The organism is Acinetobacter sp. YH12226 (genome assembly GCF_013417805.1).
Taxonomy (GTDB): Bacteria; Pseudomonadota; Gammaproteobacteria; order Pseudomonadales; family Moraxellaceae; genus Acinetobacter.
The window spans coordinates 80,520-95,593 of record NZ_VPDG01000004.1 but is presented as its reverse complement, the minus strand read 5'-3'; the positions used below and the strand labels follow the sequence as shown (position 1 = coordinate 95,593).

Sequence of the window (15,074 nt, the reverse complement as noted above, 5' to 3'; positions counted from 1 at the left end):
ATGATACGCGCTCTGATCAAAAATGCGAAGTGCAATTTTTTGTAAACACGAATAATAAAATGAATTTGACAGTGTTGGCTAGATTATATTTTTTAGAGATAAAAAAAGAGCATGCTTTCGCATGCTCTTTTTGAGGCGAGAAATTACTCAGCTACGATAGTAACTAGAACTTCTGCAGTAACATCATGGTGCAATTGGATTGCGATGTTAAATTCGCCAGTGTGACGAAGCGCGCCATTTGGAAGACGTACTTCAGCACGGTCTACTTCTAGACCAGCATTTGTCAACGCGTCAGCGATGTCACGAGTACCGATAGAACCGAATAGTTTACCTTCGTCACCAGCTTTCGCAGTGATAACGATGTTCACTTCGTTCAATTGGTCAGCACGTGCTTGAGCAGCAGCCAAGATAGCAGCTTCTTCTTTCTCAAGTTCAGCACGACGAGCTTCAAAAGCAGCAGTGTTTGCTTCAGTTGCAGCAACAGCCTTACCTTGAGGGATAAGGAAGTTACGGCCGTAACCAGCTTTAACTGAAACTTTATCGCCTAGTTTACCTAGGTTTTTAATGCGTTGTAATAAGATAATATCCACAGCTCAACCTCACTTATGATTGTCAGTGTAAGGGATCAAAGACAAGTAGCGAGCTTGTTTGATAGCTAACGCTAATTGACGTTGGTAACGAGCTTTAGTACCTGTAATACGGCTAGGAACAATTTTGCCGTTTTCAGTGATGTACTGTTTTAAAGTGTCGATATCTTTGTAGTCGATGTAAGTAACGTTCTCAGCTGTAAAGCGGCAGAACTTGCGACGACGGTAAAAACGTGCCATGTTATGTTCTCCTTAAGCTTCAGCAGAGTCTTGAGCGTGTTGTGCTTCTTCACGTTGAGCTTTACGCGCACGTTTTTCTTCAGCACTTTTCGCCAATAATGACTCTTCAGTGATAGCGTTTTCACGACGGATGATAAGGCTACGAATGATTGCGTCGTTATAACGGAACAATTCTTCAAGCTCATCAAGAGTAGTTTGACCACACTCAACATTCATAAGAATGTAGTGAGCTTTGTGGATCTTGTTGATTGGGTAAGCCAATTGACGACGGCCCCAGTCTTCAAGACGGTGAATTTGACCTTCAGCTTCTTTGATGTGAGTTAGGTAGCGTTCTACCATACCAACTACTTGATCGCTTTGATCAGGGTGTACTAAAAGTACGATTTCGTAATGACGCATTGTCAGCTCCTTACGGTTTGGACAGCCCCAATTTAAGTAAATTGAAGCAAGGAGTCACAACCAAAGTTGTGTCGCAGTGTTTGCGAAGGGGGAATTGTAGTGATCTTTAGGGATAATTTCAACCAAATAAGACATTTTTGCGAAATTATATCTATAGTCAGATCTTTTAATAGAAAACCACATTAACTTTAAAACAGCAGGGTTCGACTGCTTAAATTCAGCAAATGTACTATTGAGAATATCAAGTGGCTTTCTCTAACTTAAAATCTGCATACACATTATCAATGTCAGGCTAAAACCAAAAAACGGTAAATTTATCAGAGATAAGAAAAGAGAGGGAGGTTCTAAAGCAGAGATTTTGATTCTGCTCTACAGATACTTGGAATGGGGGATAGGAAAATCAAAATAAAAAAAGATAGAGACTAACTCTATCTTTTTAAAAAAACACAATCTGTGTAGATGGCGCAGTTGAGGTAAAGCTAAAGATAATACTGATGACAGTAATCAGGATCACCGAGAACAAGAAATATTTCTTTGCCCAAAGTTGATCATTTTCAGCTTTAAATCCAATGACACCGATATACAACCAGTAAATGCACAGTAAGTTTAAAATCACTGCATAGAACCAGTTGGCATAACCAAAGACAAATAACGCATTCATGGTCAGCGTGAATAACACCACATAAACCAGTGATTCAATCTTGGTACGATGAATCGAACGTGCCACAGGCAAGATCGGAATGCCTGCATTTTTGTAATCATCAAAGCGGTAAATCGCAATCGCCCATGAGTGAGGCATTTGCCATAGCGCATAACCTAAAAAGATCAGTAACGCACCGAGGTCAAATTGATTGGCCACTGCGGTATAACCAATGACAGGCGGAGCTGCACCAGAAATACTGCCTACAACAGTTTGATGAATTGTGGTTCGTTTTGTCCATAGGCTGTAGAAACCAACATATACGACAAAACCAATCACCGCGAATAAGAAAGCGTACGCATTTACCCAGAACCATAAAAGACTAAAACCAGCGATGCCTAATACCAGGGCAAAGGCCAGGGCAACAGGTTCGGAAATGGTTTTGGTGACCAGAGCACGGTTTTGGGTGCGCTGCATTTTTTGGTCGATGTCCTGGTCAATCACGTTATTGACCACACATCCTGATGCTACGACAAGCGTAGTACCGAGAAGGGTAATAAGCAGGAGAAGGAAATCTACAGAACCTTGAGTGGCTACGAAGTAGCCACCCAAAGTGGTAACAAAGTTACCGAAGAGAATTCCTGGCTTAGTCAGGAATAAATACTTTTTCAGCATGACGACCAGTTTAGATCATCATGTTGTAGTGTAGGTAATTCATGATCCATACAGAACCCACTAAAAGAATAGCGATAGTTAAGATGGTATACACGAATGCAATCACGTTCCAGCGTTGCTCTGAAGAAGAGTTCATATGCAGGAAGTAAATTAACTGCACAAGAATCTGAGCAACCGCAGTAATCGCGATGACAGTAATCAAAATACCACGGCCAAAACCGCCTGCCATCACCATACCGAATGGAATTACGGTAAGGATGACAGAAAGGATGAAGCCGACGGTATATTGCTTAACGTTACCGTGTGATTCGCCAGCAGCGTTATGATCGTGACTCATTACAGAACTCCCATCAAGTAAACTACGCTGAATACACAGATCCAAACGATGTCAAGGAAGTGCCAGAACAAGCTTAGGCAAGCTAGACGACGCGTGTTTGCAAGAGTCAAACCATATTTCTTGATTTGAACCATAAGCACGATCATCCAGACCAGACCAGAAGTTACGTGAATACCGTGCGTACCTACCAAAGTAAAGAACGCAGATAAGAACGCACTTGTGCTTGGACCGTGACCCGCATGAACTAGATGATTGAATTCATATAGTTCCATGCCGATGAAGATAGCACCGAATACCCAAGTAATCGCTAACCAAGTCAGTACTTTTGCAACGTCTTTTTTGTATGCAGCAAGAACTGCAAAACCAAAGGTTACAGAAGAGATCAAGAGGGCGAAGGTTTCAGTAAGAACGAAACCTAAAGAGTCGCCAAACAGGTCTCTCGCACTTGGAGTACCCACAGGAATGTGGCTACTCAAAACAGCGAACGCAATGAAGAGTGTACCGAACAGGACAAGGTCACTCATCAAGTAAGTCCAGAAACCAAAGACGGTGATGTCAGTATCATCGTGATGATGATGCTCATCGTGTCCGTGGTTATCGTGATGAAGTACTTCAGCCATTGTCTTAGTCCTTCTTCAAGTGTTTTTCAAGAATCGCATAGCGTTCGTTTTCAATACGCTCAACTTCAGCAGCTGGAACATAGTAATCCACTTTCTTGGTGAAAGAAGACACGATGAAGCTAATGATAGAAGCAAGGAACGTAACAACTACTAACCACCAGATGTGCCAGATTAAACCGAAGCCCATAACAGTGATGAACATCGCGATAACGAAACCGGCAGCACGGTTAGTTGGCATATGAACATCTTCGTACTTCGTTGGTTTTGCATACGCAACACCATTTTCTTTCTCGATCCAGAAAGTATCAATACCATTGATCTTTGGAAGATGAGCAAAGTTATAGAACGGAGCAGGAGAAGATGTCGCCCATTCAAGGGTACGACCATCCCATGGATCGCCAGTCAAATCCAGACGTTGGTCACGTTGTAAGAAACCAACCACGATTTGCAGAATGAAACATACGATACCAAGCGCAATCAGAACTGCACCGAACATCGCGATATTTACATACGGGTCCCATTCTGGGTTGTCAAATGTATTCAAACGACGTGTCATACCCATGAAACCAAGGATATAAAGTGGCATGAACGCAAAGTAGAAACCGAAGAACCAGAACCAGAACGCTGCTTTACCCCAAGTCTCATTCAGTCTCCAACCGAACATTTTCGGCCAGTAGAAGATGATACCTGCGAACATCGCAAATACTACACCACCAATAATTACGTTATGGAAGTGAGCAATCAGGAATAAAGAGTTATGTACCAGGAAGTCCGCTGGTGGAACCGCCATCAATACACCTGTTAAACCACCGATACCGAAAGTTACCAGGAAGCCTAGTGTCCATAGCATTGGAGTAGTGTAAACAATACGACCCTTGTACATGGTGAATAACCAAGAGAAGATTTTCACACCTGTAGGAATCGCAATAATCATGGTCATGATACCGAAGAACGCGTTAACGTTGGCACCAGCACCCATAGTAAAGAAGTGGTGAACCCATACAACGAATGACAATACTGTGATTGCTACTGTTGCATACACCATTGATTTGTAACCGAACAATGCTTTGCGCGAGAAAGTCGCAACAACTTCAGAGTAAATACCAAATGCTGGTAATACCAAGATATATACTTCCGGGTGACCCCAAGTCCAAATCAAGTTCACGTACAACATCGGGCTACCACCCAAGTCGTTAGTAAAGAAGTGGAAACCGAAGTAACGGTCAAGCGTTAACATTGCAATTGTTGCAGTCAACACTGGGAAAGCCGCAATAATCAATACTGCTGTACATAAAGATGTCCAGGTAAAGATTGGCATTTCCATAAGTTTCATGCCAGGCGCACGCATTTTTATGATGGTAACGAAGAAGTTAACACCCGTTAATAGCGTACCCAGACCTGAAATTTGCAGTGCCCAGATATAGTAGTCCATACCTACGCCTGGAGAGTATTCAATGCCAGACAGTGGAGGGTATGCCATCCAGCCTGTTGCAGCGAACTCACCTAACGCGAGTGACACCATCATTAGACCCGCAGCACCGGCGAATAACCAGAAGCTGAGTGAGTTTAATAATGGAAATGCAACGTCACGTGCACCGATTTGAAGCGGTACAGAGATGTTCATCAAACCAACAACAAGACCCATTGCCACGAAGAAGATCATGATCACGCCATGCGCGGTAAAGATCTGATCGTAATGCTCAGGGTGTAAATAACCTTCGCCGCCACCTTTTGCAAGGAACTGCTGAAGACGCATCATGATCGCATCGGCGAAACCACGCACCAGCATGATGATCGATACGAACAGGTACATGATACCAATTTTTTTATGGTCTACAGATGTGAACCATTCGTTCCACAGGTAGCCCCATTTTTTGAAGTAGGTAATACCGGCAACAACTGCGATACCACCCAAGATCATCATTGCAACAGTTGCCAATACGATTGGATCGTAAGGAATTGCATCCGGACCTAACTTACCTAAGAAGCTCATGTCTTATTCTCCTTGAGAAGCAGTCGCATGTTCACCAGCTACATGAGCTTCAGAAGCAGACGCTTCATGAGCAACAGCATCAGTCGCTGCAGCTTCTACAGGAGCTGAATGGTCAGCACCGTGGTAGTTACTCATATACTTGTGAATCACAGATTCAAACAAACCTTGCTCTACAGAAGAGTAGTAAGTCACAGGATGTGGCTTAGTAGGGTAAGGCTTCATTGCTTCAGCAGCAGCCTTCTCTTCAGGAGTCTTAGCTCTTGCAATAATCGCTTCGATCTGGTGAACACCGCGGTTACCGTCACGTAAGCTTGCAAATTCAGCTTGGTCTAGAACAGTTTTTTGTACTGCATTAGGGTTAACTGAAGTACCGTTTCCTGCCTGAATAGCAGAAACCCATTCGGCAAACTGGGCATCAGTCACAGAATGTGCACGGAAGCGCATTTGTGAGAAGCCGTAACCTGAATAGTTTGAAGAGAAACCACGGTAGCCTTCAGCTGGGCTAGTTTCATCAGCTAATAGGTTGAGGTGAGTTTGCATACCTGCCATTGCATAAATCTGACCACTTAACGCCGGGATGAAGAACGAGTTCATCGTGAAGTTAGAGGTTAAACGAAGGCTTACCGGAGTTTGCTCTGGGAAACGCAATTCGTTAACAGTTGCAATGCCTTGCTCAGGATAGATGAAGATCCATTTAAATTGCTCAGCAATAACCTGAACAGTTAAAGGTGCTTTATCTGCTTCAATTGGACGGTATGGGTCATACTTGTGGGAGCCCCACCAAGTTAACCAAGCTAAAATACCAATAATAATGACAGGGATACCCCATACTACAATTTCAATCGCAGTAGAGTGTGTCCATGTAGGTTTATAGTCTGCGTCTTTATTCGATGCACGATATTTCCAACCGAACCATAATGCCATGATGATTGATGGAATAACCACCAATAGCATTAAGTAAATCGCAGTCATCATCAGGTTACTTTGACCTGCTGCAACTGGACCTTTAGAGTTCAGAAGTACCATATCACCACCACACCCGGTCAAGAGTGCAGTCATCGCAGATAAAGACAATACAGCTAAAATCGTTTGTCTCATTTTACAACCTCGGTGAAGAGTCCCATTCCCTAATTTAATATGGGATAGCGATTAAAGTGCACATGACAAAAAAGGCTGAATTTTACAAAACATCCTATTAATCACAATACACCGCTACGTTGTAGGGCATTATGCCTGAGATTCACGAACTAAGCTATATCTAGGGCGCTTTAAATGCCTGTAATAAAAACCGATTTTGCTGGTCTGGATTGGGGGGATTTATGGGAATTTTATTTCAATTTCAAAGTTCTGTAATCAAAATGGGATGATATTCATCCCATTTTGTGTATTCCTGCACTATTGTTTCACAACTTGCGTTTTTGCGAGTTTATCGTGCAAGGTTTGACGTTTTTTGCCTAACCCGAAGGCCCAGTCAATAATTAAACTCAATGGCATAAATACAATATTTAAAAATATGAAAAATACGCTACGAATAGTAAAAGCGCGCAACAGGCTGGGCTTTTCACCTGATTCGGCATCTACAATTTTGATTTTTGTCAGCTTTTTACCAATACTTTGGCCTGATTTGGCAATCAGAAAGGCTTGAATGGCCAGCATGATAATCAAATAGACCGCTGTGGCAAGCCACGCCTGCTGAGAAAACATCTCAAACATTTGGGTCTGTAATTGCTGAGCCAGTGCAGGATCTGCATCGCTACTCAGCACGACATTCATGAACTCTTCATTCAGTTGTGCAAACCGCGTTTCCTGTTCAGGGGTAAAAAATGCAGTCAAAATGAAGGTTGCTGGTAACCACAGTAACACATCTACAATTTTGGCCAGGATACGGCTTGGAATACTGGCGAGTTCATTTTTTTGAGTCGCTGTTTGAGTATGAGGCTGTGAGTAGGCCGAAGTCGTTGGCTGGCTGTTCTGGAATATCGGTGTTTCAGGTGTGACTGCCGGAGCGACATAACCTTCAGGTTGATATACCGATTTTCCTTGGGTAAGTTCACCTAAGGCTTTCCATTCTGTCATGCCTTGATGCCATGCCAGGTCAGTCAGCATGACTTGTTGATTCGCCAGCATCTGATTCAATTGCTCGAGCGTATATGGACCAGCTTGTTGATTGTTTCGTGCCAAGTAAATCTGCATATAGACTGAATCTCAATATATAAATGTGAACTGATAATAGCTTTGATCAAGATTGTATTGAATTCTGTTTTGAAAACAAACATCCTCTTATCGTAAGATATAGATTAATTGAGGATTTTCAATCATATTTCTCATTAAAAATGCGCCTATACAAAATTGCAAGGATCACCACTCTTAAAAATATCTTCCCGAACATCCAATGGTTATTCATTATTATTGCCATTTTGATATGACTTTACTGTTGGTATTTGTTTGTCATTACAGTTTTCATGTGTTGATAAGCTTTGATTTAATTATATTTATAAATTCAATCGTTTATCTTGCGATTAGGCCTTTAATTATTAATTTTCAAACAGTAAATCATAATATCTATCTCATAAAAAAGACCCTATAAAAGGGTCTTTTTTATTCACAATTGCTTATGCTTTTTGCACTTTTTCTTCAGCCAGGAAGAACCAGGTTTCAAGTACCGAGTCTGGGTTTAAAGACACAGAGTCGATACCTTGTTCCATTAACCATTGTGCAAGATCTGGGTGGTCAGAAGGACCTTGACCACAAATACCTACATATTTGCCAGCTTTACGGCATGCTTGAATTGCAAGAGAAAGCAACGCTTTAACCGCAGGGTCGCGCTCATCAAATAGGTGAGAGACAATACCAGAGTCACGGTCAAGACCAAGCGTTAATTGTGTCAAGTCGTTTGAACCAATAGAGAAACCATCGAAATGTTCAAGGAACTGATCTGCCAATAAAGCATTGGTTGGAAGTTCACACATCATGATCACTTTAAGGCCGTTTTCACCGCGCTTAAGACCATTTAATGCAAGAAGTTCAATCACACGTTTCGCTTCAGCAACAGTACGAACAAATGGAATCATGATCTGGATGTTGGTTAAACCCATTTCATCACGTGCCTTTTTCAATGCACGACATTCAAGTTCGAAGCAATCACGGAAGTTATCAGAAACGTAGCGACTTGCACCACGGAAACCTAGCATCGGGTTTTCTTCTTCTGGCTCGTATAACTTACCACCGATCAAATTTGCATATTCGTTAGACTTAAAGTCTGACATACGAACAATGACTGGCTTGTCTGCAAAAGCAGCAGCAAGTGTCGAGATACCTTCAACCAGTTTCTCTACATAGAATTCGATTGGAGATGCATAACCTGCAGTACGCGCCATGACTGCTGCACGTGTTTCACGTGGAAGGCTGTCAATATTGATCAATGCTTTCGGGTGAACACCAATCATACGGTTAATAATGAATTCAAGACGCGCCAGACCAATACCTGCGTTTGGAATTTGAGCAAAGTCAAATGCACGATCCGGGTTACCCACGTTCATCATTACTTTAAATGGAAGAGCAGGCATAGACTCAATTGAATTCTTTTGAATTTCAAAATCTAGTGCGCCTTCATAGATAAAGCCAGTATCACCTTCAGCACAAGACACAGTCACTTCCTGACCGTCTACAAGAACTTCAGTTGCATTACCACAACCCACGATTGCAGGAACACCAAGCTCACGTGCAATAATTGCTGCGTGACAAGTACGACCACCACGGTTTGTTACAATCGCAGCTGCACGTTTCATGACTGGTTCCCAATCCGGGTCAGTCATATCAGATACAAGAACATCACCATCTTGTACTTTGTCCATTTCTTTAATAGACGTCACAATGCGGACTTTACCAGAACCAATGCGTTGACCAATTGAACGGCCTTCACAGATCACAGTACCGCGTTGTTTCAACAGGTAGCGTTCCATAGTGCCGACATTTTCACGGCTTTTTACAGTTTCAGGACGCGCCTGAACGATATAAATCTTGCCATCATCGCCATCTTTTGCCCACTCGATGTCCATTGGTGCACCGTAGTGGTTTTCAATGATCAGCGCTTGTTTGGCAAGTTCTTGTAGTTCCTGGTCGTTTAGAGCGAACTGTTGGCGTTCAGCTTTTTCAACATCCACGACAACGACAGATTTACCTGCAGATGCTTCTTCACCATAAATCATTTTCTGGTGCTTAGAACCCAGGTTGCGACGAAGAATCGCGTGTCGGCCTGCATTTAAAAGCGGTTTAGAAATATAGAATTCGTCCGGATTAACTGCACCTTGAACGACCATTTCACCCAAACCATAAGATGCGGTAATGAATACTGCATCACGGAAGCCTGATTCAGTATCTAGTGTAAACATTACACCTGCAGCACCAGTTTCTGAACGAACCATGCGTTGTACACCAGCAGACAGCGCAACTACATCATGGGCAAAGTTTTGGTGTACACGGTATGAGATTGCGCGGTCGTTATACAAAGATGCAAACACTTCTTTGATTGCGATCAGAACGTTATCAATACCACGAATGTTCAGGAAAGTTTCTTGCTGGCCGGCAAAAGAAGCATCCGGCAAATCTTCTGCAGTTGCAGAAGAACGAACGGCAACCGCGATGTCAGGGTTGCCGTTAGAAAGTTCTGCAAATGCTGTACGAACTTCTTGTTCTAATGCAGGCGTAAGTGGAGTATCCACAATCCATTGACGAATTTTTGCGCCAGTTTCAGCAAGTGCATTTACATCATCAACATTGAGTGCAGCAAGCTCTGCATTGATTTTAGCGTTTAGGCCACTTTGCTCGAGAAATTCACGGTAGGCATCGGCAGTCGTTGCGAAACCACCTGGCACAGATACGCCAGCATTTGATAAGTGGCTGATCATTTCGCCTAGTGATGAGTTTTTCCCACCGACCAGCTCAACGTCGTGCTTCCCTAATTTTTCCAGACCAATTACGCGCGCTTCCAAAGTTGTTACTCCACTTTTGCAGTATTAATCACTATCTCGGCATGAGAGTATAGCAAATCATCTAGGTTTTTGATTTTACTAAGCGACAGTCATGTAAGATCGGTTTACTATAAAGATTATATAGCACTAAGACAAATGTTGGAGGAGAATTTTAATGTCGGAAGGTAAACAAATTCAGCGTAGTGTTTTCTTTATTTCAGATGGTACCGCCATCACCGCTGAAACCCTTGGACACTCGCTGTTAGCGCAGTTTCCGCATGTGAAATTTGACATTCATATTATTCCTTACATTAGTTCCGAAGAGGCGGCCACAAACGTGGTGGCAGAGATCAATGCAAGAGCTCAAATCGACGGTGAAAAACCGCTGGTATTTGACACCCTGGTTGATCCCTATGTGCGCGACATCATTAACACCGCAAATGCAGTAAATCTTGATGTATTTGAAGGGCTTATTAGTAAGTTGGCTGATGAATTAGGCACGATTCCTACAACTTTAGTCGGGCAGACCCATGCGGTGACCGACTCTGAGTCTTATAAGGCCCGTATTGATGCTGTTCATTTTGCTTTAGATAACGACGACGGCGCACGTACCCGTCATTATGATAAAGCTGACCTGATCCTGATTGGTGTATCGCGTTCAGGTAAAACCCCGACCTCTATTTATCTGTCTTTGCAGTTCGGTATTCGCGTGGCGAACTATCCACTGACTGAAGAAGATTTGGATGATAACCGACTGCCAGCCGTGCTGCGACCGCATAAAAACAAGCTGTTTGGCCTGATGATTGATGCGGAACGCCTTGTGGCCATTCGTTCTGAGCGTAAGGCCAATAGCCGTTATGCCAGCTTTAGTCAGTGTCAGATGGAGTTGCGTGCGATTGAAGGAATTTATATTTCGGAAGGCATCAAGTACCTGAATGTGTCTGAAATGTCGATTGAAGAAATCTCAACACGTGTGTTGCAAATGACCGGTTTAAAACGTCGAATCGGTTAAGAAACCAGCCAGAGCCAAACTGCGGTTTGGCTTTGATTTATAGCTAAAAATTACAAGTAAGCATTGATTAATCGAAATAATGTATGAATTTTATAATTCTAAGAAAATACCAACTATCATATTCTGAAATATAAAAGAGTCTTCTTTGCTCATTCTGTTGAATAAATCATCATGTCGGTTCTTGATACGTAAATAAAAATCTCATTATCAGCTTACCAATTTTTCATTTTTACTCGCCAGCGTGAGTTATTTTTCTGCTAAATAAGTATGAATAATGATATCGACCGGATGCTGTTCACCATTAATACAATGAATTGTATTTTCCGAAATTTTCAGAATCGGCCAGGTAATCAGGCGGCAATTTTCACGTTGTAGGGCAGCATAATAATGATCTGATTTCAGATAAATTTTACGGGAAGATGCAAGATTTGGCATTAACTGGCGTCTTAGCCACAAATTCTGCACCTGATTTTCTAAAAACCGTAGAGAAAGCAAACTTTTAATGCGGTTGTTAAATAATCGACGATTTTTGCCAATCAATGGATGATTAATAATTCGTTGCAGAATTCGGTCGGAACCGGGCAGTACAAAAGCTGGATTAATCTGAAAAACTTTCACCGAACGGGCATGTTGACTGATTTTATCCAGCTGGCTCACGGTAAACTGGTCCGTGCCAATAATCGCAATATCTTTATCTGTATAATCTAATTCTAGCAGCTCGGAAGAGGGTACTTTAATTCCAGTAAACTGCTGAAAATGTTCGGGGCGATTTTCAAAAATACCAGCGTGTGGATCCTGCTTGGTAGACATTAGAATTCCTTGAATTTATTTAATAATTAATTTTCTTTGTATGAGATATAAACAAAAACTCAAGTCAGGGTAAAGTGAAAAATTTAACTTAGACAGTCATCTATTTGACCAAAATATAAAATATGATTTTATTGAAGACTGAATGGATTTACAGGCGATCCAAAAGGAATGAATTTTAACTTGCTGAGATGGATGAAGGAAAAGAAGTGAAATGTTCGTTCAAGGAAGAAGCTGTTTAATGGTCTAGTCGATAGAAATGCTTTTACTGGGATGTTTCTTTTAGTCATTTATCTTTAAAAAAGATGAAAACATCTACCCATTGCTGAGAATAGGTAGATGCAACTCTCATTTACTGACCGTTTTTAATTTGCATCAACAGCTCAAAGTTATGTAGGCGTTTGTCAGTGTCATAGATGTCGCAAGTAAAGATAAACTCATCCACGTCATATTTGGCTAAAAGCGATGCCAGACCGGCTTTAACGGTTTCTTTAGAACCGACCTGAGCCATGGCAAAGAAATTATCGACTGACATTTTTTCCGGCGGCGACCACAGACCTTCCATCGAATCAATTGGTGCTTTAAGTTTTAGGCTTTGCCCACGAATCAGTGATAAAACCCGCTGATAGGCACTGGTCGACAGATATTGTGCTTCTTCATCGGTATCTGCGACACAGGTCGGTACGCCCATCGATACATAAGGACGATCGAGATATTCAGACGGTTCAAAGTTTTCACGATATAATTGAATGGCCTGACCCAGCATACGCGGGGCAAAATGCGAAGCGAAGGAATAAGGTAGGCCGAGTTTTGCTGCCAATTGCGCACTAAACAGACTGGACCCTAATAACCATACAGGTACATGCGTGCTTTGACCCGGCGTTGCCACAATACGCTGTCCTGGAATTGGATCTTTAAAATATTGCAGAATTTCCAGAACATCCTGCGGAAATTGATCTTCGGTTTCCTGACGGCCACGACGCAGGGCACGCATGGTCATTTGATCGGTACCCGGAGCACGACCCAATCCCAGTTCAATACGATCTGGATATAAAGTCGCTAATGTACCGAATTGCTCTGCTACTACCAGTGGAGCGTGGTTTGGCAACATAATGCCACCAGAGCCAAGTTTGATGCTATTGGTATTTGCCAGTAAATAGCCTAAGAGCACGGCGGTCGCTGAGCTGGCAATACCATCCATATTATGATGCTCGGCCAGCCACATCCGGCTATAACCTAGACGTTCTGCGGTCTGAGCTAATTCCAGCGCATGGTTCAGCGCGAATTGAATGCTCTTGTCGTCACGAACAGGAACCAGTTCGAGGATAGAGAACTGGGTATCGTTAAGCGTACGCATAGTATTACTCTTAAATAGACATCTCTAAAAGCATACGACTTTAGAAAGTATTTGTATATCGAAAAAAATCGATATAAGTGTAAACCAACAGATAAAGATAAAAAATAAAGGCAAAAAAATAAGCATCCGAAGATGCTTATAAAGGAGGAAAGAATAAGGGGGGGAGAATCTTAACGACGACGGTTGTTATAGCGATAATCGTTATAACGGTAGTTACGAGAAGAGTTATAGCGACGTTCGCTGCGGTCATCATAACGACGGTCTTCGCTAACTTTCTTACCTAAAGCTGAACCACCTGCTGAACCCAGTGCCGCACCAATATAACCACCGTTGGTGCCTGCCATGTTTCGGCCTACCGCATACCCGGCACCGCCACCTAGGGCACCACCGATAATCGCACCATTACGGTCACGTTTATTTGCAGCTACTGCGGCACCTGCACCGCCACCAATCGCTGAACCGATTGTTGCGCCAGTGGTACCACCCATTTTATTGCCTACTGCGGCACCAACGACACCACCCAAAGCAGAAGCTAAAGCTGTATTGGTTGTATTGCCTGCATTGGCAGCTGTCATACCCATGGCTGAGGTTGCTACGACAGCGATCATTAGAGATTTATAGTTCATGAGGACACCTTTTATATATCTAGCTATATTTTGTTGATGAGATAAATTTAATCTAGCAAGCGCAAAACAGCATGGAGGCAATGTTGGCGAATTGTGATTTTTATCTCCTTAATTTATTCATGATGTAGACAGGATAATTCCATGTATTACTTGAAAATTCACGTAGTAAAGCCACAATAAAAAAAGCACCAAAAGGTGCTTTTCATGTTAAATGTAGCGTCTGGTCTAAATTGCCTGAGCGCAAATTAACGGTAACGTTTTTTCCAGTGTTTAGAGCGTTTTTCCACTGCTTTATCTTTGGCAATCTTGTTACCCAGTGCCGCACCACCGGCAGCACCTAAGGCTGAACCGATATAACCACCGTTAGTACCGCCCATATTTTTACCTACGGTATAACCGGCACCGCCACCTAGGGCACCACCAATGGCAGATTCAGTACGGTTTTTCTTGCTGCTTGCAACTGCTGCACCGCCAGCACCACCTAAAGCAGCACCAATGGTTGCGCCGGTGTTACCGCCCATGTTTTTACCTAATGCTGTACCTGCAACACTACCTAAAGCACTTGCTGCTGCAACACGCGCTGTACTGTCGGCATGTGCGTTTACGGTCATCATTGAACCAGCAGCTAAAACTGTACTCATTAAAAGTGCGTTGAGTTTCATGTCATCACTCCGTGTCCATCAACAGGACTGTAATTATTTCGATGCGGAAAATGTAACAAATCATGCCCAAAACAATATGAAGATGTTTCTTCATAATTCCCTGCTTTATTTGGCGAATTGTAAAATCGGCAAGAAATAAGAATAAGATC

General features: G+C 42.5%; 15 protein-coding genes. 1 reads left to right on the top strand and 14 read right to left on the bottom strand.

The features are described from left to right. Positions 1-143: 143 nt before the first annotated feature. From rplI to ppsA, 10 genes are all read right to left on the bottom strand, one after another. A complete protein-coding gene (gene rplI, locus FTV08_RS06345) occupies positions 144-590 on the bottom strand; it encodes a 50S ribosomal protein L9 (RefSeq protein WP_004278793.1) in 447 nt (148 codons plus the stop codon). Between the two features lie 9 nt (positions 591-599). Continuing rightward, complete coding sequence (gene rpsR / locus FTV08_RS06340) at positions 600-827, bottom strand: 30S ribosomal protein S18 (RefSeq protein WP_004278792.1); 228 nt, start codon at positions 825-827, stop codon at positions 600-602. Between the two features lie 12 nt (positions 828-839). Beyond that, on the bottom strand, positions 840-1,226 hold the full coding sequence (gene rpsF / locus FTV08_RS06335) for a 30S ribosomal protein S6 (protein WP_004278789.1): 387 nt from the start codon (positions 1,224-1,226) through the stop codon (positions 840-842). A gap of 436 nt (positions 1,227-1,662) precedes the next feature. Beyond that, the gene (gene cyoE / locus FTV08_RS06330; protein WP_004645412.1) at positions 1,663-2,541 is read right to left on the bottom strand and encodes a heme o synthase; all 879 of its coding nucleotides are present in this window, start codon (positions 2,539-2,541) and stop codon (positions 1,663-1,665) included. A gap of 10 nt (positions 2,542-2,551) precedes the next feature. Further along, positions 2,552-2,878, bottom strand: coding sequence for a cytochrome o ubiquinol oxidase subunit IV (locus FTV08_RS06325; protein ID WP_004645410.1), 327 nt, complete (start codon positions 2,876-2,878; stop codon positions 2,552-2,554). Beyond that, positions 2,878-3,498, bottom strand: coding sequence for a cytochrome o ubiquinol oxidase subunit III (cyoC, locus tag FTV08_RS06320; protein WP_004278786.1), 621 nt, complete (start codon positions 3,496-3,498; stop codon positions 2,878-2,880). Before cyoC ends, FTV08_RS06325 begins: the two co-directional genes overlap by 1 nt. A 4-nt stretch (positions 3,499-3,502) precedes the next feature. Continuing rightward, a complete protein-coding gene (cyoB, locus tag FTV08_RS06315; RefSeq protein WP_005252153.1) occupies positions 3,503-5,491 on the bottom strand; it encodes a cytochrome o ubiquinol oxidase subunit I in 1,989 nt (662 codons plus the stop codon). Between the two features lie 3 nt (positions 5,492-5,494). Next, a complete protein-coding gene (gene cyoA / locus FTV08_RS06310; protein ID WP_180086899.1) occupies positions 5,495-6,589 on the bottom strand; it encodes a ubiquinol oxidase subunit II in 1,095 nt (364 codons plus the stop codon). A 297-nt stretch (positions 6,590-6,886) separates the two neighbouring features. Next, positions 6,887-7,684: an RDD family protein gene (locus tag FTV08_RS06305; RefSeq protein WP_180086898.1), complete on the bottom strand. Its 798-nt coding sequence runs from the start codon at positions 7,682-7,684 to the stop codon at positions 6,887-6,889. 419 nt (positions 7,685-8,103) lie between these two features. After that, positions 8,104-10,482 carry a phosphoenolpyruvate synthase gene (gene ppsA, locus FTV08_RS06300; protein ID WP_004278782.1) on the bottom strand — a complete coding sequence of 793 codons (2,379 nt, stop codon included), beginning with the start codon at positions 10,480-10,482 and terminating at the stop codon, positions 8,104-8,106. A 154-nt stretch (positions 10,483-10,636) separates the two neighbouring features. Between ppsA and FTV08_RS06295 the strand changes: the two genes are divergently transcribed. Further along, positions 10,637-11,473 (top strand): pyruvate, water dikinase regulatory protein, encoded by an 837-nt coding sequence (locus tag FTV08_RS06295; RefSeq protein WP_004278781.1) that lies wholly within the window; start codon positions 10,637-10,639, stop codon positions 11,471-11,473. 246 nt (positions 11,474-11,719) lie between these two features. Here FTV08_RS06295 and FTV08_RS06290 read toward each other — a convergent pair whose 3' ends face one another. The 4 genes from FTV08_RS06290 to FTV08_RS06275 all read right to left on the bottom strand — a co-directional run bounded on the left by FTV08_RS06290 (position 11,720) and on the right by FTV08_RS06275 (position 14,925). After that, the gene (locus tag FTV08_RS06290) at positions 11,720-12,283 is read right to left on the bottom strand and encodes a flavoprotein (RefSeq protein ID WP_180086897.1); all 564 of its coding nucleotides are present in this window, start codon (positions 12,281-12,283) and stop codon (positions 11,720-11,722) included. Positions 12,284-12,632: 349 nt separating this feature from the next. Then, positions 12,633-13,637, bottom strand: a complete 1,005-nt coding sequence (locus FTV08_RS06285) for an LLM class flavin-dependent oxidoreductase (protein ID WP_180086896.1) — start codon at positions 13,635-13,637, stop codon at positions 12,633-12,635. Positions 13,638-13,807: 170 nt separating this feature from the next. After that, complete coding sequence (locus FTV08_RS06280; protein WP_004278778.1) at positions 13,808-14,263, bottom strand: hypothetical protein; 456 nt, start codon at positions 14,261-14,263, stop codon at positions 13,808-13,810. A 245-nt stretch (positions 14,264-14,508) separates the two neighbouring features. After that, entirely contained in the window at positions 14,509-14,925 is a 417-nt protein-coding gene (locus tag FTV08_RS06275) for a glycine zipper domain-containing protein (protein ID WP_004278777.1), read from the bottom strand. Positions 14,926-15,074: the final 149 nt, after the last annotated feature.